Genomic DNA, 21,614 nt, shown 5'->3' on the forward strand with positions numbered 1-21,614 from the left:
TTATGTCTGACGAGTTATTAATTAACGTCACGCCTATGGAATGTCGCGTCGCGTTAATTGAAAACGGCACGGTCAATGAATTATTTATTGAGCGTACGGTGAAACGTGGTTTAGTGGGCAATATTTATAAAGGTAAAGTGGTGCGTGTTCTTCCGGGAATGCAAGCTGCTTTTGTCGATATTGGACTGTCACGAACTGCTTTTTTACATATTAATGATATGGTTTGGTCACGCAACCAACCCACACCCAATGTTTTTGAGCTCTTACAGCCGGGACAAGTGCTTACCGTTCAAGTCATGAAAGACATGCTGGGAACAAAAGGGGCTCGGCTTTCAACCGACCTTTCCATTCCTTCGCGCTATTTAGTGATGATGCCTTATGGCAATCATACGGGTGTTTCTCAACGCATTGAGTCTGAAGCCGAACGAGATCGTTTACGTTCGATGATTGAGCGTATTCAAGCGGAACACAAACTGCCAGGTTCAGTGATTGTTCGTACAGCCGCTGATGGCATAGCAGAAGCTGCAATTGCACAAGATATGGCTTACTTAGCAAAGCTTTGGGAATTTATTCAGCGTAAACAGATCAGTATTGTTGCGCCATCACTTATCTTTGAAGAACTACCTTTACCTCAGCGTATTATTCGCGATCTTGCGAGTGAAAAGACCGCTAAAATTTCAGTCGACTCACGTGAAATTCATGGCAAACTCCAAGAGTTCGTAGAAGAATTTGTCCCGAATATCAAAGAGCGTCTCATTCACTATCCGGGTGAGCGCCCAATTTTTGACTTGTATAATGTCGAAGAAGACATTCAAAGAGCACTACAAACGCGTGTTGCGCTGAAATCTGGTGGTTATTTGATGATTGACCAGACCGAAGCTATGACCACCATTGATGTCAATACAGGCTCATATGTAGGTGGCCGCTCTTTAGAAGACACTGTATTTAAAACCAATATGGAAGCGACACAGGTCATTGCGCGTCAGCTGAGGCTACGCAATTTAGGCGGTATTATTATTATCGACTTTATTGACATGCAAGAGCAGGAGCATCGAACTGAGGTCATGACTCAGTTTGAACGAATGCTTGAGCAGGACCATGCAAAAACCAAAATTACGCAGGTTTCTGAGCTAGGTTTGGTCGAAATGACACGTAAACGTACGCGTGAATCATTAGAGCATTTATTATGTGAATCTTGTCCGACCTGTCAGGGACGGGGTTATGTGAAAACAGCTGAGTCTGTATGTTACGAAATCTTTCGAGAAATCATGAGATATACACGTGCGTATCAATCTCAGACTGGCTTTACTGTCGTTGCACATCCATCCGTGATTGACCGCTTATTAACCGCAGAAGCGCCAGCAGTCGCGGATTTAGAGCATTTCATTGGTCGGGTGATTAAATTTCAGGTGGAAAATTTATATACGCAAGAGCAATACGATATCATTCTGAGCTGAAATTGTAACAATATATGGTTAAATAGTTGTTACAACTGAAATTTTACTTTCGATCTTAGATTTTTAATACTAGAAACACGGAAATAGCCAAAGCTTATTCTCTCAAATAGGTTTAGCAAATGAGGTGTGATATGGGTGTTAGAGAAGCAATTATTCAACCTGGTTTGAAACATTTATTAGATACGAAAGTAACGCATAATGCGTATATTGTGGATGATCAGGGTAAAGAAGTACAAATTACAACTGCCATGATTCGTAGTGCGTGTCATCAATTATTAAAACAATGTCGTAGCATTAAAAACTAAGAGGCTTATCGAAGCCTCTTAGTTTTATTGATTATTCTTGTATTTCTGATTCGTTTTGCGGCATCAACTGACCGCTTGCAACTTTGGGCCTTCGACCCCCACAATCGCTTCAAAGCGTTGAATCTCTTCCTCTAGGTGTGTGAGTAGATTCTGCATCTTTGGCAGTGCATTTCGACAAGCTGTCAAACCAACTTCAAGTTTATCTAAATAACTGGTCATGGTGATGTTGAGTGCCTGACCATCCAAAATGATTGAGGCAGGGTATAGCGCATCGAGTCGTGCTCCATTCCAATACAATGGTTCACGTGGACCAGGGACATTTGAAATTACCAGATTAAACGCTTGGCGTTTAGGCAGTAAGCCTGAGGCAATGTTGAGACCAGCCGCACTATAAACAAACGCACTATAGTTCAAAATTTGGTTTGAATTCATGCGTTTGAACTTTTCTTTAGCATTTTGCACACTGCGACGAACAATTGCGAGGCGCTCTAAAGGATCTTCTTTATGCGTGCCTAAATTTGCCAGAATCATGGTGATACGGTTCGAGATAGATGAATCATCATCGCGAACCGATGCAGGTACCATGGCAATTAAAGGCTTTTTAGGAAGTGCGTCTTGGGACAAAAGATATTCACGCAAGGCACCTGAACAAATCGCCAGTACGATATCATTAATCGTGACACTTAAACTTTTAGAAATATGACGTAAACGGTCAAACTCAAAAGACTGTGCTGCAAAACGGCGCGAAGAGCTGACTCGCTGGTTCAGAATAGAGCTGGGTGCTTGGAAGCTTGAAACATAATCAGGATTACGTCCCATATCTTTCATGACTGTTTGTGACAACTCATACATGACACGTGGTGTCGACTCAAGTTGCCCCATTACGCCATTCATAATTTTCTTAAAGCGACTGACGTTGGGTTCTTTTAAGCGTTTCGCACGAGGGCCTTCAACACACCATGGTGGTACGATACTCTTTGCATTTGGATCTTGTGATAATGATTTTTCCACCAAACGCATACCCGCAATACCATCCACCATCGCATGGTGAATTTTGAAGTACATCGCAAAACGATTCCCTTCAATCCCTTCAATGATATGACAGGTCCATAACGGTTTAGCGCGGTCAATTAAACTACTGTGTTCTTGTGAAATATAAGTCAATAATTCACGAATACGCCCCGGTTGTGGGAGAGCGATATGACGAAAATGGTGATCAAGATCAAACTCTTCATCTTCATCCCAAAATAAACCGTTGAGTTTGTTGTTAAATGGGGGAATAGGAATCGATTTTGAATTACGAATATCAGCAACTAAATTTTGAATGAAGCTGGCAGGTGCATTTTCAGGGATTTGGAATAAGAATAGTCCACCGACATGCATGGGTTGCTGGCGTTTTTCAAGTGATAAAAAAATAAAGTCAATCGGATGTAATGGACGCATAGTCTGCATTGCCTCACTGCAATATCTGACCGCTCCTATATGAGCAATCTTGTTAGAATTATAGAACTTAAACCTAGTATATCGATTTTTTTTAACAATGGGAGCGCTTTGTGTGTATCCATTGGTTGCGAAAAACCACTGCTTTGCAGTGGTTTTAGTCTTTACTTTTTCAAATTACCTGCATGCAGGCCACATTCTTTGTGTGTTGCTTCCTCCCACCACCAACGTCCTTCACGTTCATGCTGGTTTGGTAACACTGGACGCGTACATGGTTCACAGCCAATAGAAATAAAACCGCGCTCATGCAATGGATTATAAGGTACCTCCATCATGCGGATGTAACTCCACACATCGGCACTGGACCAGTTGGCAAGGGGATTGTATTTAATCAATTGTTTCCCTTCGCCTGAAAACCCAACATCTGCTTGAACAACTGGAATTTCAGTTCGTGTGCCTGGGCTTTGGTCTTTACGCTGCCCCGTAATCCAACCATCTAATGTCGCTAATTTTTTACGCAAAGGCTGAACTTTACGGATACCACAACACTCTTTATGATCATCTTGATAAAAGCTGAATAAACCTTTTTCATTGACCAGTTTTTGAACGGTGTCTGCTTCTGGGAAGCAGATTTCGATATTGATATTGTAGTGTTTACGCACAGTCTCGATAAATTGATAGGTTTCTGCATGTAAACGTCCCGTGTCTAAGCTAAAGACGCGAAAAGGTTTACCTAAGTTAGCAGCCATATCAATAAGTACGACATCTTCTGCACCTGAAAACGATATGGCAATTTCACCCGTTTGATTCAGTGCGAGTGCTAAAATTTCACTTGGCGATTTGTTTGCATATTCAGCTGCGAGAGCATCAACAAGATCAATAGTTGGAATGGTTGTCATGAGTATCCTGGCAATAGGCTTGGAATCTAACAAGACCTATATTACGTTATTTGCTGCGTATTTTAATAGAGTTGAAATCAGCCACTTATCACTAAAAAATAAATGCTTATGAAAAAAATAGATTTAAAAAACAGCAATGCATCAGACAAATATTAAGCTATGATAGTTCAAAATTTTTCCACGTAAATAAAAGGGAGTATTCATGGAAGTTGTTTGCCTTGATCTAGAAGGGGTGTTAGTTCCAGAGATTTGGATTAACTTTGCTAAAAAAACAGGCATTAAAGCGCTTGAAGCAACCACACGTGATATTCCTGATTATGATGTGCTCATGACACAGCGTTTGAATATATTAAAAGAACATGGTTTAGGCTTAAATGATATTCAAGAAGTGATTGCTGAAATGGGACCATTTCCAGGTGCAAAAGAATTTGTTGAATGGTTACGTACACACTTTCAACTGATTATTTTATCAGATACTTTCTATGAGTTTGCGCATCCTTTAATGAAACAACTGGGCTGGCCAACGATTTTTTGCCATAAGTTAGAAACTGATGAAAAGGGTATGATTACAGCGTATAAGCTGCGCCAACCTGACCAAAAACGTGAAGCAGTTAAAGGATTGCATGGGCTAAATTATCGTGTGATCGCCGCAGGTGATTCTTATAATGACACCACTATGTTAGGTGAAGCAGATAAAGGCTTTTTATTTGATGCACCAGAAAATGTGATTAAAGAATTCCCACAATTCCCTGCAATTCATGGTTATGAAGCTTTAAAAGAGGCAATTCGTAATGCTTCAGTTCGTGATATTCCTGCTTAAGGATAAATAACCAATATCCACCAAAACAAAAAAGGCGCATCTAAATAGATACGCCTTTTTTATTGGATATGATGCTACGGTTTAGAATTTATAACCGATATTTAACCCATAAGCGATCGCATCATTGTTGGTGAATTTTCCGGCATTTGAATGAGCACCTGTTACAGCATCAGCATCGCCTAACCAGAAGTACTTCACGCCAGCGCCAATAAAGTAGTTTTCTGCTGGCGAAAAACGAACACCTGTACCCACACTCCAAAAACCTTCTGTTGGGCCAAGTGTTGTCACTGGGTTACCTGCACCAGAATCCCAACCTACTGATACATTGCCGCCCCAACGTTCGTTAAATTTGCGGCCTACACCAACAGTTGCGGAGATTTGATCTTCTTTATAGTCAATCAGGTTAAAGCCATTCGGTTTGTCCGCTACAAGACCTGATTGACCTAAAATTTGTGAAAGCTTAGCAAAGTTATATGGTTGAACTTTAAAGTTTGACCAATCGACCCAGCGTACATTTGCGAAAGCAACGGTATTGGCCATAATTCCCGTCTGAAAATCAACATTGACAGATTGTGGCGTAGTTAACTTAGTTTCACCTGAAGAGGCATTTAAAGCTGTCATAATTGGATTGAGGGCACTAGCAGGGCCTGTGATAAAACCAGCAGCACCGAAGTTTTCATCAGCAGTCATTTTATGATCAATTTCAGAGCGATAAGTTACCGATGCCTTAAGGGCGATTTCTGGAATTTGATATGCAACACCTGCTAACCAACCTACAGATTCATCTTCGCCAGTTCTAAAGTCGTAACCATTGAATACACTATAAGTTGTACCGCGAAGTAAAACTGTACCATCTACAGTTTGGTATACCGCACCTGCATAAAGATTCCAGTTTTCGTTCGGTTGATATCCAAAAAGTAAATTCAAGTTTTGAGTATCAACAGTAACAGATGTCCCACCTTGGAATGGAACTGGGCGGTTTTCTACAAAAGTGCTATTACCCGAGTATTCTGCGTCCGCACCGAAAGGTTGATCGTAAATAAGACCAACAGAGAAATGATCCGTTGCTTGAATTTTTAGAGCAGCGTGAGGGAAGTAGTAGTCACTTGCCATGTCACCCGTTTGGTTGCCACTTGTATCTTTTCCTTTTACTTCAGGGTCAAGGATTGAAATACCCGCTTCAAAATAATTGCCGGGTTGAAGGAAAGCAGCAATAGATTGGCCTGAGCGATCAAGACCTGCAGCAAATACTGAAGTTGTTGGAATTAAGCTGAGCAAAATAGCTGAGCGAAGAGCTGTAAGCTTCATAGGGAACATTCCTTGTTGTAGCTTTATGTAAGTGATTGGCACGGAAAGTAACATAAATACAAAAAGAGTAAATGCTCAACTACGGCTGTAAAATGAACTGAAAAGTTAAAAAATGTACTTGTATAGAGTAAAAACACTAAAAAAAAATATTAATTTTATGATTTATAAGGATTTATTTTATGAGTAGATAGAAGGTGGAAAAAGATTATTAGAAAAGTTTAAGTGTTGTTTTGTTAGTCAAATGAATCACAATTGTATAGCAATAACAAAAGATTCCATTTTAAAAAATGAAAAAACCATCTTTACAGATGGTTTTTTCAATATCAATAATTAGAACTTGTAGCCCATTTTTAGACCGTATGCGATTGCATGGTTATCTTTGAATTCTGCTACATAACCTGCTGTATCAAACTGAGCGCCAGTTTGGGCTTTAGCATCACCTAACCAGAAGTATTTCACGCCGCCAGCAATGAAGGTTTGTGGGGTTGGGCTAAACTGAGCACCTAAACCAAGATTCCAGTAACCTTCTGTTGGACCAAGAGTTGTCACTGGGTTACCAGCACCAGAATCCCAACCTACAGAAACGTTACCTGCCCATTGATCATTTAATTTACGACCTACACCGATGTTTGCTGACCATTGGTCATCAGTATAAGCAACTAGATCAAAGCCATTTGGTTTGCCAACAGATGGTCCAGCAACCTCTGAAGCCACCCCGAACGCATAAGGACGGATTGAGAAATCTTTCCAATTTACCCAGCGCACATTCGCAAATGCGACAGTATTTGCCATAATACCTGTTTGGAAATCAAGGTTAACAGATTGAGGCGTGGTGATTTCTGTTTGGCCTAAGCCATTATTCATATTAATAACAGTACCGACATTTTGACCAAGTCCTGCAATAGAACTCTCATTAACGGTAGTTTTATGATCAATTTCAGAACGGTAGGTAACGGATGCTTTTAGTGCAATTTCTGGAATTTGATATGCAGCACCAGCTAACCAGCCAACATCGCCAGTTTCTTTAATACTGGCATTATATCCACCAAAGTTGCTATTTCCACCATATGCTAAACCACGAAGTTGAACATCACCTTCAATTGTTTGATAAACAGGACCAGCATAAAAATTAAAATTTTCAGTTGGTTGATAACCAAATATCATTGAAATACTTTGGGATTTTACTTCAACTTCCGTTGTCTCAGTGCCATTATGAAATAAACCTACACCACCAGCTGCAGCTGAAACTGTATCAGAGAGAGAATATGTAGCATCAGCACCAAAAGGTTGATCGTACAGTAGACCAAAAGAAAAATTGTCAGTCAGTTGAAGTTTTAATGCTGCGCTTGGAAAGTAATAATCATCGCCCATATCACCAAGATTTGTATTTTGTAAACCAATCGCACTTGGTGGTGCTGCGTTTGGTGAATATCCATTACGTACTTTACCAGAAACGTTTGGATCTAATATAGAAATACCTGCTTCAAAGTAGTTACCAGGCTGTAAGAATGCAGAGATTGACTGGCCTGAACGATCTAGAGCAGCGGCAAATGCCCCAGTCATTGGTACAGTTGCTAAAATCATCGCTGTCGTTAATGTCTTTAATTTCATTCTACGTCTTTCCTTGAGGTGCAAATGCAAATGTTTGTTGCTCATTTTGTGTTTATGTTTTTTGGCTTTTGGAGAAGTCGGTTAACCGAAATCATTTGTTACTCCGTGTCACAAAAATAGCACAATTAAAATAAGAGTAAATGCTCTAGATATAACTAATCAGTTCAAAAAGTAATCATAATAGAGTTTTTATACTAAAAAAACACGTTTTTATAACTTAAGTTAATGAAAAATATAAATATATAATTTGAAATATAAAATTTATTTTTTGGTTAAAAATTACTCAATTAAGTGTGGAAATAAATCCTTTTTGTGATGTTTATCACTGTTTTTCTTTGCTGTTTTATAATACAAAACCATATTTTGTAGATCATTTGTCGATTATTCTTTTTTAGAAGATCAAGTTTTGTTTTTTACATGATTAATATCATCCGCAGCCGAAGTGATAATTGTTGCGGTTATATTGCGTTGTGTTATAAAAAATATATAAAAGCTGAATCAAGTGTTAAGAACAAAAAAATGGTTAGTTTTAAACACGTGTAGATAGTCATTATGCCGTGCGATCTGTTCTTAATCTTGACTTAAATAAGCTGTAGTTTTGTTATACCGTTTAAGCATAATTTATTAAAAAATTTAGAGTTTTATTTCGCTATCTCTCTAGTCCGAACCACAAATGATTATAAGGATGGATAAGTATATGAATAATTTTTCTTTCAACCATCGACCAATAAAAAACCTTCTTCCTCTAAGCATTTTGGTTTTTTTAGGGATCTCTCAGGCTTATGCAGATGATGGCGCTGATTTGGCCCAACAGCTATCCAATCCTGTCGCCAACTTGGTTAGTGTGCCATTCCAATTAAATTATGATGAAAACATTGGTGCGACTGAAAATATAGAACGTTATCAACTCAATATTCAGCCCGTCATTCCGATTGAGTTAAATGAAAATTGGAATCTGATTTCTCGTACGGTATTACCCGTAAATTACCAAATTTATAATGAAGGTGGCCGTGATGACGATTGGGGCGTGGGTGACATTGTACAAAGCCTATTCTTTTCTCCCTCAAAAACATCGGAGAGTGGGATTACATGGGGCGTAGGTCCTGCCTTGCTCTTTCCAACGGCTTCTGAAAAGGCCTTGGGTGCGGATCAATACGGTGCGGGCCCGACTTTTGTAATCTTGAAACAAAGTCATGGTTGGACATTTGGTGCATTGGCAAACCATATTTGGGGAGTAGAGCATGAAGATGATGCTGAGGCGATCAGTAGTACCTTTGTGCAGCCTTTTATTAGTTACACTTATCCAAATAGTACGACGGTGGCATTGAATACTGAAACGACATATGACTGGAATGCAGAAGAAGCCACAGTTCCTGTCAATATGACTGTGACTAAAGTGATTCGCCTAAATGGTCAGGCGATTAGTGTGGGCGGTGGTGCACGATATTGGGTTGATGATACTGACGGCAGCCCGAAAGGTTGGGGTGCACGCTTGATCGCATCCTTTGTTTTCCCAAAATAATCAATTGAGTCTGTATTGAATAGAGCGACATGCAACGGATTCAAACTATATGCTTGAATCCTTTGGGTACTTTTGATTTAACAACGTAGCAAAACCAGAAGTCAGACAATATGGCTTCTACTTTTGTATTTTAACTCAGTTGGGGGAACGCCAAACCAGCTTTTAAAGTTGCGACTGAAAATAGATAACTCTGCATAGCCCAACTGTAGAGCTATATCCGTCAAATTCACATTGCCTGCATCAAGCATACGAAGCGCTTCTTTTTTTCGGACATTTTCAAGTATATCTCGATAGGTTGTTCCTTGTATTTTTAAGGCACGCTGAAGCTTTTTTGGATGCATGCCCATACATAGCGCGATATTTTCAATGCTACAGTCTCCTGTCGCCATCAGCATGCGGACTGAACTTTCTATCAGTGCGGTATTGTCTTCAGTTTTGGTGCTGCTTTGTGTTTCAAGCTGCTGTACGATCAGTTGATTGATGGCATCTTCATTAAAATTATAGGGTTTATAGCTTAAAAAGCTTGCGGGAAAATACAGCGCATCTTCATCGGTTTCAAATTCCACCGGACATGAAAAGTGAGCTTGGAAAGTTTGAGCCCCTTTTTGTGGTGCTTTTTGCTTGAAGCAAATTTTTTCTGCATGCCACTGTGGACCAATCAAATCCTTTAGAATATTCGTGACAAGGCAAATGGCCAGTTGTGATTTTTGTGGTACATCGGTGTTGTATTCACTTAAACGCACAAAGTTCAGCTTACAGAGCAGAGCATTATGTTGCGAGACGTGAAAGACAACGCCTTCAGCATGTAAATAGACATACTTTTGCGCCACGCTTAAGGCTTCAAGTATGCTCGTTTGTCGGGACATGTAGATGCCAATCAAACCGATTGTGCTAATATTTTGTAGTGCACCGAGTTTTAAACCGAAGCAATCATCCTGACAGTCTAAGGCCGCTTTTTCCAATAAATTTAAATAATGATCATAATGAATAAATGAATCAGGATCGCGGAGTAAAGCAGGTAAAATCCCGATCTCTTTCAAGATTTCTATAGGGTTTACACCATAACTACGGACTAAGTCTTCAAAACCGCCGAGGCTAGCTGCACGAATATAACTTCCCATTACAACATTCCGTGTTGTCCTAAAAGATCAATTTAGTGTCCTAAAAAGTCAAGCGTAATTCAAGTCATTTGTTAAAGTAGGATAAGAGATTATCTCAACCAACATAGAAAAGAAGTATTGAATCACCATTTTTAGCCGTGAAAGGAAAAGCATATGCAACTTACGGTTCAGTCCCATATCGAGCAAACAGTGATAGAACAGACATTACACGATTGTTTTCAATTACAGCGCAAAAGCTTTCATCAGCAAGGCATTGAAACGATTGCACAACGCAAGCAACATTTACTGAATTTAAAAGCACTGATTAACGATCACCGTGAAGCAATTATTGAAGCCCTGAATCGTGATTATGGCAATCGTTCGCGTCATGAAACTTTATTGGCAGAAATTATTACTGTCACGGATGATATTAACGGCAGCATCAAACATTTGAAGCAGTGGACCAAAGTACAAAAACGACATGTCGATCATAGCCTGTATTTGGGCGCGAAAAACCGTGTGATTCCGCAGCCGCTGGGGGTGATTGGAATTATTGTGCCGTGGAATTTCCCCATCAATTTGATGTTTTCGCAGTTGTCTGCAGTGTTTGCTGCGGGAAATACCGCTATGGTTAAAATGTCTGAAAATTCAAGACATTTGGCTGAATTACTGATTGACTTAAGTCCCAAATACTTTAAAGCGGAAAAATTACAGATTTTCGATGAGACTGGTGAAGTGGGCATCGCATTTTCAAAACTGCCGTTTGATCACTTGATGTTTACTGGCTCTGGTGCGACAGGGCGTAAAGTCATGGCTGCTGCAGCACAAAACTTGACGCCAGTGACTTTGGAGTTGGGTGGTAAATCTCCTGCGGTGATTGACCCTGAATATCCCATCAATAAAGCTGTAGAACGCATTATGTTTGTGAAACAGTTTAATGCGGGGCAAATTTGTACCAATGTCGATTATTTATTTGTACATGAGTCGAAGTTACAAGCGTTTATTCAAGCGTCAGCAGCGTGGGTTCAGGAACATGTACCTGATATTCATAGCAGAGATTATACTTCTGTGATTGATGAGCGCGCATTTCAGCGCTTAGTACATAGCTTGGCAGATGCTGAAGCCAAAGGGGCCAGTTTGATTAATTTAAATCAGCAAGAGCCTGATGCGGCGACACGAAAATTTCCACTGACTTTGGTGCTGAACAGCAATGATGAGATGGAAATTGATACGCGTGAAACCTTTGGCCCGATCTTGATGGTCAAAACCTACCAGAAGCCTGAAGAGGTAGTGGACTATATTGTGCAGCGTGATCGTCCATTGGCCTTTTATCCATTTAGCAAGAACAAAAGCTTAGTCGAATTTTATATCAGCCGAGTTATGTCGGGTGGTGTTTCGGTCAATGATGCCTTATTTCATGTCGGGCAACATGACTTGCCATTTGGTGGGGTCGGTGCCAGCGGGATGGGGCACTATCATGGTTATGAAGGCTTTTTGACTTTTTCTAAAATGCGCCCTGTGTTTTATCAGGCGGGTTTCTCAAGTTTGAAGTTTCTCGCGCCACCGTATGGAAAATTTGCCAATTGGCTGTTGAATTTATTGATCCGCATCAAGTCATAAGTGCCTAAATTTTAAAACCTCAACATCACTTTTCACTTCAAGATGGATATTTTGAAGTGAAGGGGTTGGTGTATTTAAAAACAGAAAAATAAGACTATTAAAGGAGTTAGTAGGATGAATAATAAAGATTTTGATTTTGATCAAATCGTGATTGGCTCAGGCTTTGGGGGATCGGTCAGTGCTTTACGCCTCAGTGAAAAAGGCTATAAAGTCCTGATTTTGGAGAAAGGCTTACGCCGTGAAGACAAGGATTTTCCAACCACCAATTTAGACACCAAAAACTATTTGTGGCGACCTGAACTGGGATTCAGAGGTACGATGCAATTTACTTTCACCAGTAAAACCACCATTTTGCATGGAGTAGGCGTTGGTGGGGGCTCACAAATTTATGCCAATGTACATTTAATTCCACCTGATGCAGTTTTTGAGTCCGAGGCATGGACCAAGATTCGTAAAGACTGGAAAGAAACCTTAAAGCCGTTTTATGGTCTCGCTCAACGCATGTTGGGTACAGCGAATAATACTTATACCAATATTGCAGACGACACGTTAAAAGAAGTTGCGAGTGAAATTGGATATGCAAATTCATTTAAAACGGTGAATACGGGGGTCTTCTTTTCACAAGTAGCTGGTCTGGAAGGACAAGTAGCGAAAGATCCGTATTTCAATGGAGATGGACCAGATCGTAACTCCTGTATTTATTGTGGCAGTTGTATGTTGGGCTGTCGTAATAATGCCAAAAACACCCTCATGAAAAATTACCTGTATTTTGCTGAGCGTAATGGCGTTGAAATTCGTCCAAGTTCTGAAGTCATTAAAATTATACCCTTGAGTGAGGATGGTGGTGAAGGCTATGAAATCATCGTCAAAGAAACTTTAGGCAAGAATATTCGTCAGTATAGTTTACGCAGTCGTGGGGTAGTGTTATCTGCAGGGGTGATGGGTACGGTACCGATGTTGTTAAAAATGCGTGATCAGCATAAGACTTTACCCCATATTTCTTCATTGCTAGGACAGGAGGTTCGGACGAACTCGGAAACTCTGACCACAGTGAACAACACCGGAAAAAAACTGGATGATGGGGTGGCAATCAGCTCTTTTATTTCGGTCGATGCGGATACCAATATTGAAGTCACGCGTTTCCCTGAAGGTGCAGATGCTTCATGGATTTATATTCCATATGTGCCGATGGTGACTGGTCAGGGCTTTATGCGCTTTATGAAGTTTGTGTTCAATACACTGTTGCACCCCTTAAAAACCTTTAAAGTACTACGCTATAAGGGTAAAGCCAAAGATTCGATCATTTTATTGGTAATGCAAAAGTCTGAAGCATTCATTCATTTTGAATGGCGTAGAAAGTGGTATCGACTGTTCAAAAATAGTATCACTGCCGTGCAAAAAGAAGGGGACACGCCACTCACCGTTTCATTCCCTGCCGCTGAAGAAGCCACTAAAATGATTGCACAAAAGTTAGGTGGAGAACCGGGTTCTGCACTTACTGAAATTTTACTGGGAACGCCAACGACAGCACATATTATGAGCGGTGTCGCGATGGGCAATGACAAGTCGAATGGCGTTGTGGACTTCACCGGTCAAATCTTTGGTTATCAAAATTTACGTGTATTAGATGGTTCAATTGTGCCAGGTAATTTGGGTGTGAACCCATCTTTGACCATCACGGCGCTGTCTGAATTTGCGATGAGTCAAATCCCAGTGTTCTCCGCAGAGCGGGCAGCAAAGATTCAGCGTATCGAATTTAGTCAGCCTTTGGAGGGACAGGTGTCTGACTTGAAGGGTACTGGTGATTTAGTTAGTGCATTAAGCAATGCTTAAAAAAAAAGTGGATATGGGTTGGGCTGGTGATTGTGCCTAATAAGGCAAATTAGACAGCCGAAGCAATACAATCTTGAGATCATTATCTCTCTAACGCTGTATGACAGTGTTAGAGGGTGTTGCTGATTTGATGGGCTATGATTCAGAAATTCCTAAGCTAAGAAGAGAGCGAAAAGCTCTCTTACCTTTTCGCCGATCAATGATTTAGGTTATTACGGAGCCTATCCATAAACCCAAAAGCCATCGTTTATTTTTTCTTTTTATAAAATATGATAAGTAAAATCAAAATAATCACTAAGATCAAAGTAATCATGACTGTTTCCATAGCTTGACCTCTAAATCTTGAATTTTATCTAATTTTAACATGCTCATTCGATCACTATATATTCAAAAAAGATCATTTTTTGTTCTTTAAATATGGATTTGAATATATATGGATATTCGTATATAAATCTATTTAAAGATTCCATTGAGTTTGAGTAAATGACTGCTACTCCAAACATTAAGATTTATCACAATCCAGACTGTGGTACATCACGCAATACACTGGCGTTGATCCGTAATGCCAATATTGAACCTGAAATCATTGAATATCTTGTCAATCCTCCATCTAAAAATGAGCTTATTCAGCTGATTGCGGATGCAGGTTTAACGGTGAGAGAAGCGATTCGTAAGAATGTTGATCCTTATCATGATCTCGAGCTGGGCCGTGAGGACTGGACGAATGAACAGCTTTTAGATTTTATGCTGCAGCATCCAATTTTAATTAATCGTCCATTTGTGGCCACTGAGTTCGGCACACGATTATGCCGTCCGTCAGAATTGGTTTTAGACGTTTTGCCACTCCCTCAAAAGGGTGCTTTCAGCAAAGAAGATGGTGAACAAGTGCTGGATGAAAATGGGCAGAGATTAAAATAAACATGTGCTGGGTATCTGTGAGTATGGTTATATCCAGAGGTATGAGTGAGTAAAAGTATGGATCAAATCAATTTTTTTAAATGTTTAGCTGATGAAACGCGATTCAACATTGTGATGTTGGTTGTGGTTAATCATGAGCAGTGTGTTTGTGATTTGACTGAAAAATTACAGCTGAGCCAACCCAAGATTTCACGGCATTTAGCCTTACTGCGTTCTTCGGGTCTCTTACAAGATCGACGTCAAGGGCAATGGGTTTATTACAGTCTCAATCCCAATTTACCCACTTGGTGCGTAGACGTACTTAACACCCTTAACAATACCGATATACAGCCAAAAGTTGCACCATCCTTTCAGCAAATCAATAGTTATTGCGAGTAGTAAAAATATGAAATTTCTTTTTTTATGTACTGGAAATAGTTGCCGTAGCATCCTGTCAGAAGTGCTATTTAATCGTCGTGCGCCTGAAGGGTGGAAAGCTTACAGTGCAGGTAGCAAACCATCTGGACAGGTGCATCCATTGACCATTGAAACTCTGGAAAACTTAGGTCTTTCAACTGAAGGTTTGTGGAGTAAAACGATTGATGACTGCGAACAATACCAACCTGACGTTGTGATTACCGTCTGTGATTCGGCAGCTCAAGAAGCATGCCCGCTGTATTTAGGTGGTGCAATTAAAGCACATTGGGGTTTGGTCGATCCTTCACATTTGGATTTACCGAAAGAAGAAAAGCTCAAAGCATTCCAAGTCACTGTTGATCATATCAACCGTCGCTTAGACGCTTTATTGGCACTCGATACAGCGCATATGTCTCGCCCAGATTTGATTGCCGCAATCAATCAAATTTCGCATATTGAATGAGAACATCATGGCTCAACAAAGATTATCTTTTTTAGATCGTAACCTGACGCTATGGATTTTTATTGCTATGGCGTTGGGAATTGCGATAGGCGTGTTCTTTCCGCAAGCTTCTGTCGCTTTGGACAAAATGAGTGTGGATTCAGTCAATATCCCGATTGCGATTGGTTTGATTTTGATGATGTACCCACCATTAGCCAAAGTGGATTATGCAGCGCTACCACAAGTGTTTAAAGACAAAAAAACCTTAACTTTGTCTTTGGTGCAGAACTGGCTGATAGCACCTGTTCTGATGTTTGCCTTAGCCATCATTTTTCTACACAGCTATCCAGAGTATATGACAGGCTTAATCCTGATAGGACTGGCTCGTTGTATTGCGATGGTCTTGGTGTGGAACGGTTTGGCCTGTGGGGATAACCAATATGTTGCTGCATTGGTGGCATTTAACAGTATCTTCCAAATTTTATTTTTCAGTACCTATGCTTGGTTGTTCTTGACCTTCTTACCACCTTATTTTGGTGTTGCAGGGCAAGTGATCAATGTCGATTTCTGGACGATTACCCATGCGGTACTGGTGTATTTGGGAATTCCATTTTTCCTTGGCTTTATGACGCGATTCACTCTAGTGAAAGCTAAAGGTCTGGATTGGTATCAAAATGTCTTCTTACCTAAGATCAGTCCACTGAGTTTGTTGGCTTTATTATTCACGATTGTGGCGATGTTTAGTCTCAAAGGGAACGACGTAGTGAGCTTACCGATGGATGTCTTGCGTATTGCGATTCCATTGACCATTTACTTTATCGTGATGTTCTTCATCAGCTTCTTTATGAGCAAGTGGATGGGGAATGACTATCCTAAAACCACAGCCATTTCTTTTACTGCTGCAGGGAATAACTTTGAATTGGCACTTGCTGTAGCGATTGCAACTTTTGGTTTAGCTTCTCCTGTGGCGTTTACCACGGTAATCGGCCCATTGGTTGAAGTACCAGTGTTGATTGCTTTAGTCAGTGTGTCTTTGTGGCTCAGAAAAAAGTTTTTTAAAGCAGAGGTGTAATTTCTATGACTCTCCCAAATGTAGATATGAATCTTTTGGATCAACCGACTTTGGAAAAGGTACAAGCTAAAGAGTTGGATCATCCACCACGTATTTTACTGCTGTATGGTTCTAACCGTGAGCGTTCATACAGCCGTTTGGCCGTAATGGAAGCAGGACGTATCTTGGAGCACTTTGGTGCTGAAGTTAAAATCTTTCATCCTAAAGGGCTGCCTTTACCTGAAGATGTGGACATTGAGCATCCAAAGGTTAAAGAATTGCATGATTTACTCGCTTGGGCAGAAGGGATGGTGTGGTGTTCACCTGAGCGTCATGGCTCTATGAGTTCAATCTTTAAATCGCAAATTGACTGGATACCATTGGCAGGTGGTGCAATTCGTGCAACCCAAGGCAAGACTTTGGCGCTCATGCAAGTCAGTGGTGGATCGCAGTCCTTTAACAGTTTAAATCAGATGCGTATTCTAGGTCGTTGGATGCGGATGATCACCATTCCAAACCAATCGTCTATTCCCAAAGCTTTTTTAGAGTTTGAAGATGATGGACGGATGAAACCTTCAGCCTTCTATGATCGGATTGTGGATGTGATGGAAGAATTATATAAATTCACCCTACTCACCCGCGGGCAAAGTCAGTACCTCACAAATCGTTATTCAGAGCGCAAAGAGTCTGCTGAAGAATTATCCAAGCGTGTCAATCAACGTAGTTTATAAACTCTAGATGATCAAAGATGTTGAAAAGTAGCTTGTGCAATTGAAAGCCCAATTACAGATTTGATCAATTTTTAAAAGTCGCTTAGTTTGTTGAATAGACTGGGCTTTTTTAATTATGAATATGGCTTCACTATAATCAAGAGGAGAGATGCTTTGGCACAACTACAAGCAGAAGTCGATGTTATTATTATTGGTGGTGGTCAGTCGGCACTTGCTACAGCTTATTTTCTCAAACGTAAAAAAGTTCCATTTGTGATTTTAGATGATCAATCGCAAGCTGGCGGTGCATGGCTGCATGCATGGCAGTCGCTACGTCTTTTTTCACCGCATACATGGAGTTCGTTGTCGGGTTGGATGATGCCAACGACTGAACACACCTACCCAACGCGAAATGAAGTGATCGAGTATTTGTCGGCATACGAGCAACGCTATCAATTTCCGACCATTCGGCCAGTCCATGTCGATCATATTGAACAAGAAGATGACTATTTAGATGTGTATGCTGGAGATCAATATTGGCGGGCAAAGGCTGTGGTCAGTGCAACAGGTACATGGAGCCAGCCTCATATTCCTAATGATATTGGACGTGAGAAATTTAAAGGAATACAGCTTCATTCAGCGGACTATGTCAATGCAAAACCTTTTAAGGATAAGAAAGTCATCGTTGTAGGTGGAGGAAACTCAGGCGCACAAATTCTTGCCGAAGTTTCAAAAGTGGCAGAAACGACTTGGGTCACGACGACAGCACCAGCATTTTTATCGGATGAGGTGGATGGGCGAGTCTTGTTTCTGCGTGCAACGGAGCGTTTAAAAGCACAACAGGAAGGTCGGAGTTTAGAACAGCTCGCAGGTGGATTTGGAGATATTGTCATGATTGACAGTGTCAAAGAGGCAAGAACACGAGGAGTTTTGCACAGTCGAGAGCCTTTTGTAGCATTTACTGAGCATTCAGTTGTTTGGGCTGATGGTTCAACTCAAGCGGTAGATGCTGTCATTTGGTGTACAGGATTTAACCCTGCACTTAATCATTTAAGAGGTCTTGGTGTGGTAGAGCCTGATCAAACGGTTGCTGTTCATAATGGGCGTTCAATGAAAGTAAATAACTTATGGTTGGTTGGCTATAGTGAGTGGACAGGCATGGCATCGGCGACTTTAATTGGAGTGTCCAGAACAGCAAGAGCTGCGGCAGATGAAATTGCTGCCTATTTGACTGGTGCTTAAACCTATAAGTTTAAAGGGATGCATAGACAGGTTTCATGCATGAACAATTCGATTCGATTCGATTCGATACGGATGAGGACTGAGATAGGATTCGCCGTGCAATTAAGTTATTCTAAGTTTCTAATTAAAATAAGAAAACCTATCTATTTACATCAGAAAAGCAGCCGAGGCTGCTTTGAGTTTTTTATATCATGGTTGAAGTTGCTTCTAAAGGCACTCCCCATCAGCGCAACTTCCGCCAGACTTAACCGTCTGCTTTGGCAGTACGAGAGTTATGGCTTAATTCATCTGCATGTAGGAAATGCGTATGCTGCGGTGCGCGTTTGGTTTTGCTCCATTCTTCCAGCATGTCATATTTCATTTGTTCAGTAATCATGGCAATTTTTTGTGGCGCTTTTTCATCGTCATAGGCCAGTTCCAAGCGATGGCCATTTGGATCAAAGAAATAAATTGAGTGGAAAATACCATGATTGGTAATGCCCAGAACTTCTATGCCATTGGCTTCTAGGTGTTCTTTAGCATCAATCAGTGCCTGACGGTCTTTGACTTTGAGTGCAATGTGCTGCACCCATTTTGGGGTGTTTTCATCGCGGCCCATTTCAGGCTGGGTTGGCAGTTCAAAGAAAGCCAGAACATTACCATTTCCTGCGTCTAGGAATAGGTGCATATAGGGATCAAAGGCTTTGGTTGAAGGTACATGGTCTTCAGCAAAGGCGAGAATGAAATCCATATTTAGGTTTTTTTTGTACCATTCCACCGTTTCTTTGGCATCTTTACAACGGTAGGCCACGTGGTGGATTTTTTCAATTTGAATGGTCATTTTTATATCCTTATAAAAAACTTAAGCGGCTTCAGGCTGCATTTCAGGTGCAGCGTGTTGAAAGGCTTCTAAAGTGTTGCAATGGGTGTAAATCGAACAAATTTTTGGATAGTCCGATAAATCAAGATTAAAACGTAGAGCGTTATAGACTTGTGGAATCAGGCAGCAGTCCGCTAGGGTAGGCTGATTGCCAAAACAGAATTTACCATTTGACTGTTCCAGTTGTGCTTCAAGGGCTTTAAAGCCCGTTAAAACCCAATGTTTATACCAAGCCGTTTTCTGCGTATCACTTATTTCCAATGTACCCGTCAGATACTGAAGTACCCGTAGGTTGTTGAGCGGATGGATATCGCAGGCAATACTTAAACTAAATGCACGGATCAAAGCACGCTGCTGCAAGTCTTGAGGGAGCAGGGCTATGTCTGGGAATTTTTCTTCTAAATATTCAAGAATACTTAGCGATTGAGTCAGAACAAAATCTTGCTCTACCCATGTGGGCACCAGCTCACTAGGATTGAGCTGACGGTAGCTTTCACTATGCTGCTCGCCGCCATTATTGACTAAGTGCACAGGTACATGTTCAGCAGCCAGACCTTTTAAATTCAAGGCAATACGAACTCGGTAAGCCGCAGAACTACGAAAATAGGTATACAGTTTCATCGGCAACATCCTGATCTGCAATTATTGGGTAAAACCAAAATCCAGTGCTGGCAGAATTTTGCCGCTGACTTTACCAAAGCCAATCCGTAGGTCATCTTTTTCACAATAGCCTTTCATAATGACGGTATCACCGTCTTGAATGAAGTTACGCTGTTCGCCATTTGATAGCGTTAAAGGTTTGGTGGCATTCCATGTGATTTCGAGCAATGAACCATAAGAATCTGGGGTTGGTCCTGAAATGGTCCCTGAACCCATCAAATCACCGACCTGCAAGTTACAGCCCGCAATTGTATGATGTGTGAGCTGCTGAGCCATGGACCAGTACATATATTTAAAGTTGGTTGTGCAGATTACATCGCTCTGGTCGTCATTCTCAGGCTGAATTTCAACCGAAAGATGAATGTCATAGCTGTTGCTGCTGTTGTCTTCACGCAGATAAGCCAAAGGTTTCGGTTCTTGTTCAGGTGAACTGGTTTTAAATGGCTCAAGTGCTTCCAGCGTCACAATCCAAGGTGAAATAGACGACGCAAAAGTTTTGGCATTAAACGGGCCAAGTGGCACATATTCCCATTGTTGCAAGTCACGTGCAGACCAGTCATTAAACAGCACCATACCAAAAATATGATCCCAAGCATTTTCAATTGGAACAGGTTGGCCCAGTTGACTTGACTTGCCTACGATAAAACCAGTTTCCAGTTCAAAGTCGAGTTTACGACAAGCAGAAAATACAGGGCGTTCAGAATCTGGCAGCTTGATTTGTCCTGATGGACGGACAATGTCAGTGCCGCTCACAATAACTGAGCTGGCACGACCGTTATAACCAACAGGGAGTTCTGACCAGTTGGGCAGCAGCGCATTTTTCGGGTCACGGAACATGCAACCGACATTGGTGGCATGTTCTTTAGATGAATAGAAATCGGTATAGCCTGAAATGTGTACAGGCATATGCATTTTGACGTCTGATTGTTTGAAGAAAACTTGATCACGCAGGGCCTGATTGTCACGAAGTTCAGGATTATCTGCGGACAACAAAGCTTGTAATTCTGCGCGGACCTTAGACCAATTGGCTTTACCTGATTCAATAAACGTGTTCAATGTCGGTTGATTAAAGAGCAGTTTGCCATCTGCCTGTTTGCAATAACCATGCGCTTCCAGTACCGCCAGATCAACCACCCATTCTCCCAGTGCTACACCAGCACGGGCCTGCGAATTGTGTTTTTCACTAAAAATGCCATAAGGCAGGTTTTCTAGTGGGAAATCTGAATGTGCAGCAATTTCAACAAATGACTTCAAGCGTTTGCTCATGGATATTGATCCTTTCCGTGGAAAATTTAAGTTCTAGATAGAATCATACTTATATTTTAAAATTACGCAATAAATAATTTATTTATGAATAGTGTAAATTGTTAGGCTATACTACTCTGAATGAGAGAGTCAGGTTTAGATGGCTCACATTTTTG

20 protein-coding genes are annotated in these 21,614 nt (G+C 40.8%); 12 read left to right on the top strand and 8 right to left on the bottom strand.

Annotated features, from left to right (window positions below):
- Nucleotides 1–2 precede the first annotated feature (2 nt).
- Nucleotides 3–1,457, top strand: coding sequence for a ribonuclease G (gene rng / locus GVX98_RS11335; RefSeq protein ID WP_159128123.1), 1,455 nt, complete (start codon nucleotides 3–5; stop codon nucleotides 1,455–1,457).
- Between the two features lie 131 nt (nucleotides 1,458–1,588).
- Entirely contained in the window at nucleotides 1,589–1,762 is a 174-nt protein-coding gene (locus GVX98_RS16775) for a PA1571 family protein (protein WP_171503345.1), read from the top strand.
- Between the two features lie 63 nt (nucleotides 1,763–1,825).
- On the opposite strand, the gene GVX98_RS11340 is transcribed toward GVX98_RS16775, so the two are convergent.
- Nucleotides 1,826–3,205 carry a wax ester/triacylglycerol synthase family O-acyltransferase gene (locus GVX98_RS11340; protein WP_159128706.1) on the bottom strand — a complete coding sequence of 460 codons (1,380 nt, stop codon included), beginning with the start codon at nucleotides 3,203–3,205 and terminating at the stop codon, nucleotides 1,826–1,828.
- A gap of 161 nt (nucleotides 3,206–3,366) precedes the next feature.
- Nucleotides 3,367–4,101: a phosphoadenylyl-sulfate reductase gene (locus tag GVX98_RS11345; RefSeq protein WP_078389855.1), complete on the bottom strand. Its 735-nt coding sequence runs from the start codon at nucleotides 4,099–4,101 to the stop codon at nucleotides 3,367–3,369.
- Between the two features lie 202 nt (nucleotides 4,102–4,303).
- Between GVX98_RS11345 and thrH the strand changes: the two genes are divergently transcribed.
- Nucleotides 4,304–4,921 (top strand): bifunctional phosphoserine phosphatase/homoserine phosphotransferase ThrH, encoded by a 618-nt coding sequence (gene thrH / locus GVX98_RS11350; protein ID WP_078426022.1) that lies wholly within the window; start codon nucleotides 4,304–4,306, stop codon nucleotides 4,919–4,921.
- Nucleotides 4,922–5,002: 81 nt separating this feature from the next.
- Here thrH and GVX98_RS11355 read toward each other — a convergent pair whose 3' ends face one another.
- Both GVX98_RS11355 and GVX98_RS11360 read right to left on the bottom strand, forming a co-directional pair.
- Complete coding sequence (locus GVX98_RS11355; protein WP_078426021.1) at nucleotides 5,003–6,229, bottom strand: OmpP1/FadL family transporter; 1,227 nt, start codon at nucleotides 6,227–6,229, stop codon at nucleotides 5,003–5,005.
- 330 nt (nucleotides 6,230–6,559) lie between these two features.
- The gene (locus GVX98_RS11360) at nucleotides 6,560–7,840 is read right to left on the bottom strand and encodes an OmpP1/FadL family transporter (RefSeq protein WP_078426020.1); all 1,281 of its coding nucleotides are present in this window, start codon (nucleotides 7,838–7,840) and stop codon (nucleotides 6,560–6,562) included.
- Between the two features lie 697 nt (nucleotides 7,841–8,537).
- Here GVX98_RS11360 and GVX98_RS11365 point away from each other — a divergent pair.
- Nucleotides 8,538–9,362 (top strand): transporter, encoded by an 825-nt coding sequence (locus tag GVX98_RS11365; RefSeq protein ID WP_159128124.1) that lies wholly within the window; start codon nucleotides 8,538–8,540, stop codon nucleotides 9,360–9,362.
- 101 nt (nucleotides 9,363–9,463) lie between these two features.
- On the opposite strand, the gene GVX98_RS11370 is transcribed toward GVX98_RS11365, so the two are convergent.
- Nucleotides 9,464–10,483: an AraC family transcriptional regulator gene (locus tag GVX98_RS11370; RefSeq protein WP_159128125.1), complete on the bottom strand. Its 1,020-nt coding sequence runs from the start codon at nucleotides 10,481–10,483 to the stop codon at nucleotides 9,464–9,466.
- A gap of 153 nt (nucleotides 10,484–10,636) precedes the next feature.
- On the opposite strand from GVX98_RS11370, the gene GVX98_RS11375 reads away from it, so the two are divergent.
- The 8 genes from GVX98_RS11375 (at nucleotide 10,637) to GVX98_RS11410 (ending at nucleotide 18,674) form a co-directional block, all read left to right on the top strand.
- Nucleotides 10,637–12,082 (top strand): coniferyl aldehyde dehydrogenase, encoded by a 1,446-nt coding sequence (locus tag GVX98_RS11375; RefSeq protein ID WP_159128126.1) that lies wholly within the window; start codon nucleotides 10,637–10,639, stop codon nucleotides 12,080–12,082.
- A 114-nt stretch (nucleotides 12,083–12,196) separates the two neighbouring features.
- Nucleotides 12,197–13,915: a GMC oxidoreductase gene (locus tag GVX98_RS11380; RefSeq protein WP_159128127.1), complete on the top strand. Its 1,719-nt coding sequence runs from the start codon at nucleotides 12,197–12,199 to the stop codon at nucleotides 13,913–13,915.
- 483 nt (nucleotides 13,916–14,398) lie between these two features.
- The gene (gene arsC / locus GVX98_RS11385; protein ID WP_159128128.1) at nucleotides 14,399–14,833 is read left to right on the top strand and encodes an arsenate reductase (glutaredoxin); all 435 of its coding nucleotides are present in this window, start codon (nucleotides 14,399–14,401) and stop codon (nucleotides 14,831–14,833) included.
- A gap of 57 nt (nucleotides 14,834–14,890) precedes the next feature.
- Nucleotides 14,891–15,211 carry a metalloregulator ArsR/SmtB family transcription factor gene (locus tag GVX98_RS11390; protein WP_159128129.1) on the top strand — a complete coding sequence of 107 codons (321 nt, stop codon included), beginning with the start codon at nucleotides 14,891–14,893 and terminating at the stop codon, nucleotides 15,209–15,211.
- Nucleotides 15,212–15,218: 7 nt separating this feature from the next.
- Nucleotides 15,219–15,692: an arsenate reductase ArsC gene (locus tag GVX98_RS11395; RefSeq protein ID WP_159128130.1), complete on the top strand. Its 474-nt coding sequence runs from the start codon at nucleotides 15,219–15,221 to the stop codon at nucleotides 15,690–15,692.
- Between the two features lie 7 nt (nucleotides 15,693–15,699).
- On the top strand, nucleotides 15,700–16,743 hold the full coding sequence (gene arsB / locus GVX98_RS11400) for an ACR3 family arsenite efflux transporter (protein WP_159128131.1): 1,044 nt from the start codon (nucleotides 15,700–15,702) through the stop codon (nucleotides 16,741–16,743).
- Between the two features lie 5 nt (nucleotides 16,744–16,748).
- The gene (gene arsH / locus GVX98_RS11405) at nucleotides 16,749–17,453 is read left to right on the top strand and encodes an arsenical resistance protein ArsH (protein WP_159128132.1); all 705 of its coding nucleotides are present in this window, start codon (nucleotides 16,749–16,751) and stop codon (nucleotides 17,451–17,453) included.
- Between the two features lie 153 nt (nucleotides 17,454–17,606).
- On the top strand, nucleotides 17,607–18,674 hold the full coding sequence (locus tag GVX98_RS11410; protein ID WP_159128133.1) for an ArsO family NAD(P)H-dependent flavin-containing monooxygenase: 1,068 nt from the start codon (nucleotides 17,607–17,609) through the stop codon (nucleotides 18,672–18,674).
- A 244-nt stretch (nucleotides 18,675–18,918) separates the two neighbouring features.
- Here GVX98_RS11410 and GVX98_RS11415 read toward each other — a convergent pair whose 3' ends face one another.
- Genes GVX98_RS11415 through fahA form a run of 3 tightly spaced genes read right to left on the bottom strand, consistent with a single transcriptional unit; the run spans nucleotide 18,919 to nucleotide 21,459 of the window.
- Nucleotides 18,919–19,494 (bottom strand): VOC family protein, encoded by a 576-nt coding sequence (locus GVX98_RS11415; protein ID WP_159128134.1) that lies wholly within the window; start codon nucleotides 19,492–19,494, stop codon nucleotides 18,919–18,921.
- 21 nt (nucleotides 19,495–19,515) lie between these two features.
- A complete protein-coding gene (maiA, locus tag GVX98_RS11420) occupies nucleotides 19,516–20,154 on the bottom strand; it encodes a maleylacetoacetate isomerase (RefSeq protein WP_159128135.1) in 639 nt (212 codons plus the stop codon).
- 21 nt (nucleotides 20,155–20,175) lie between these two features.
- A complete protein-coding gene (gene fahA, locus GVX98_RS11425; RefSeq protein WP_004981293.1) occupies nucleotides 20,176–21,459 on the bottom strand; it encodes a fumarylacetoacetase in 1,284 nt (427 codons plus the stop codon).
- Nucleotides 21,460–21,614 lie beyond the last annotated feature (155 nt).

The sequence above is a fragment of the Acinetobacter sp. 8I-beige genome (assembly GCF_902505955.1).
Taxonomy (GTDB): domain Bacteria; phylum Pseudomonadota; class Gammaproteobacteria; order Pseudomonadales; family Moraxellaceae; genus Acinetobacter; species Acinetobacter johnsonii.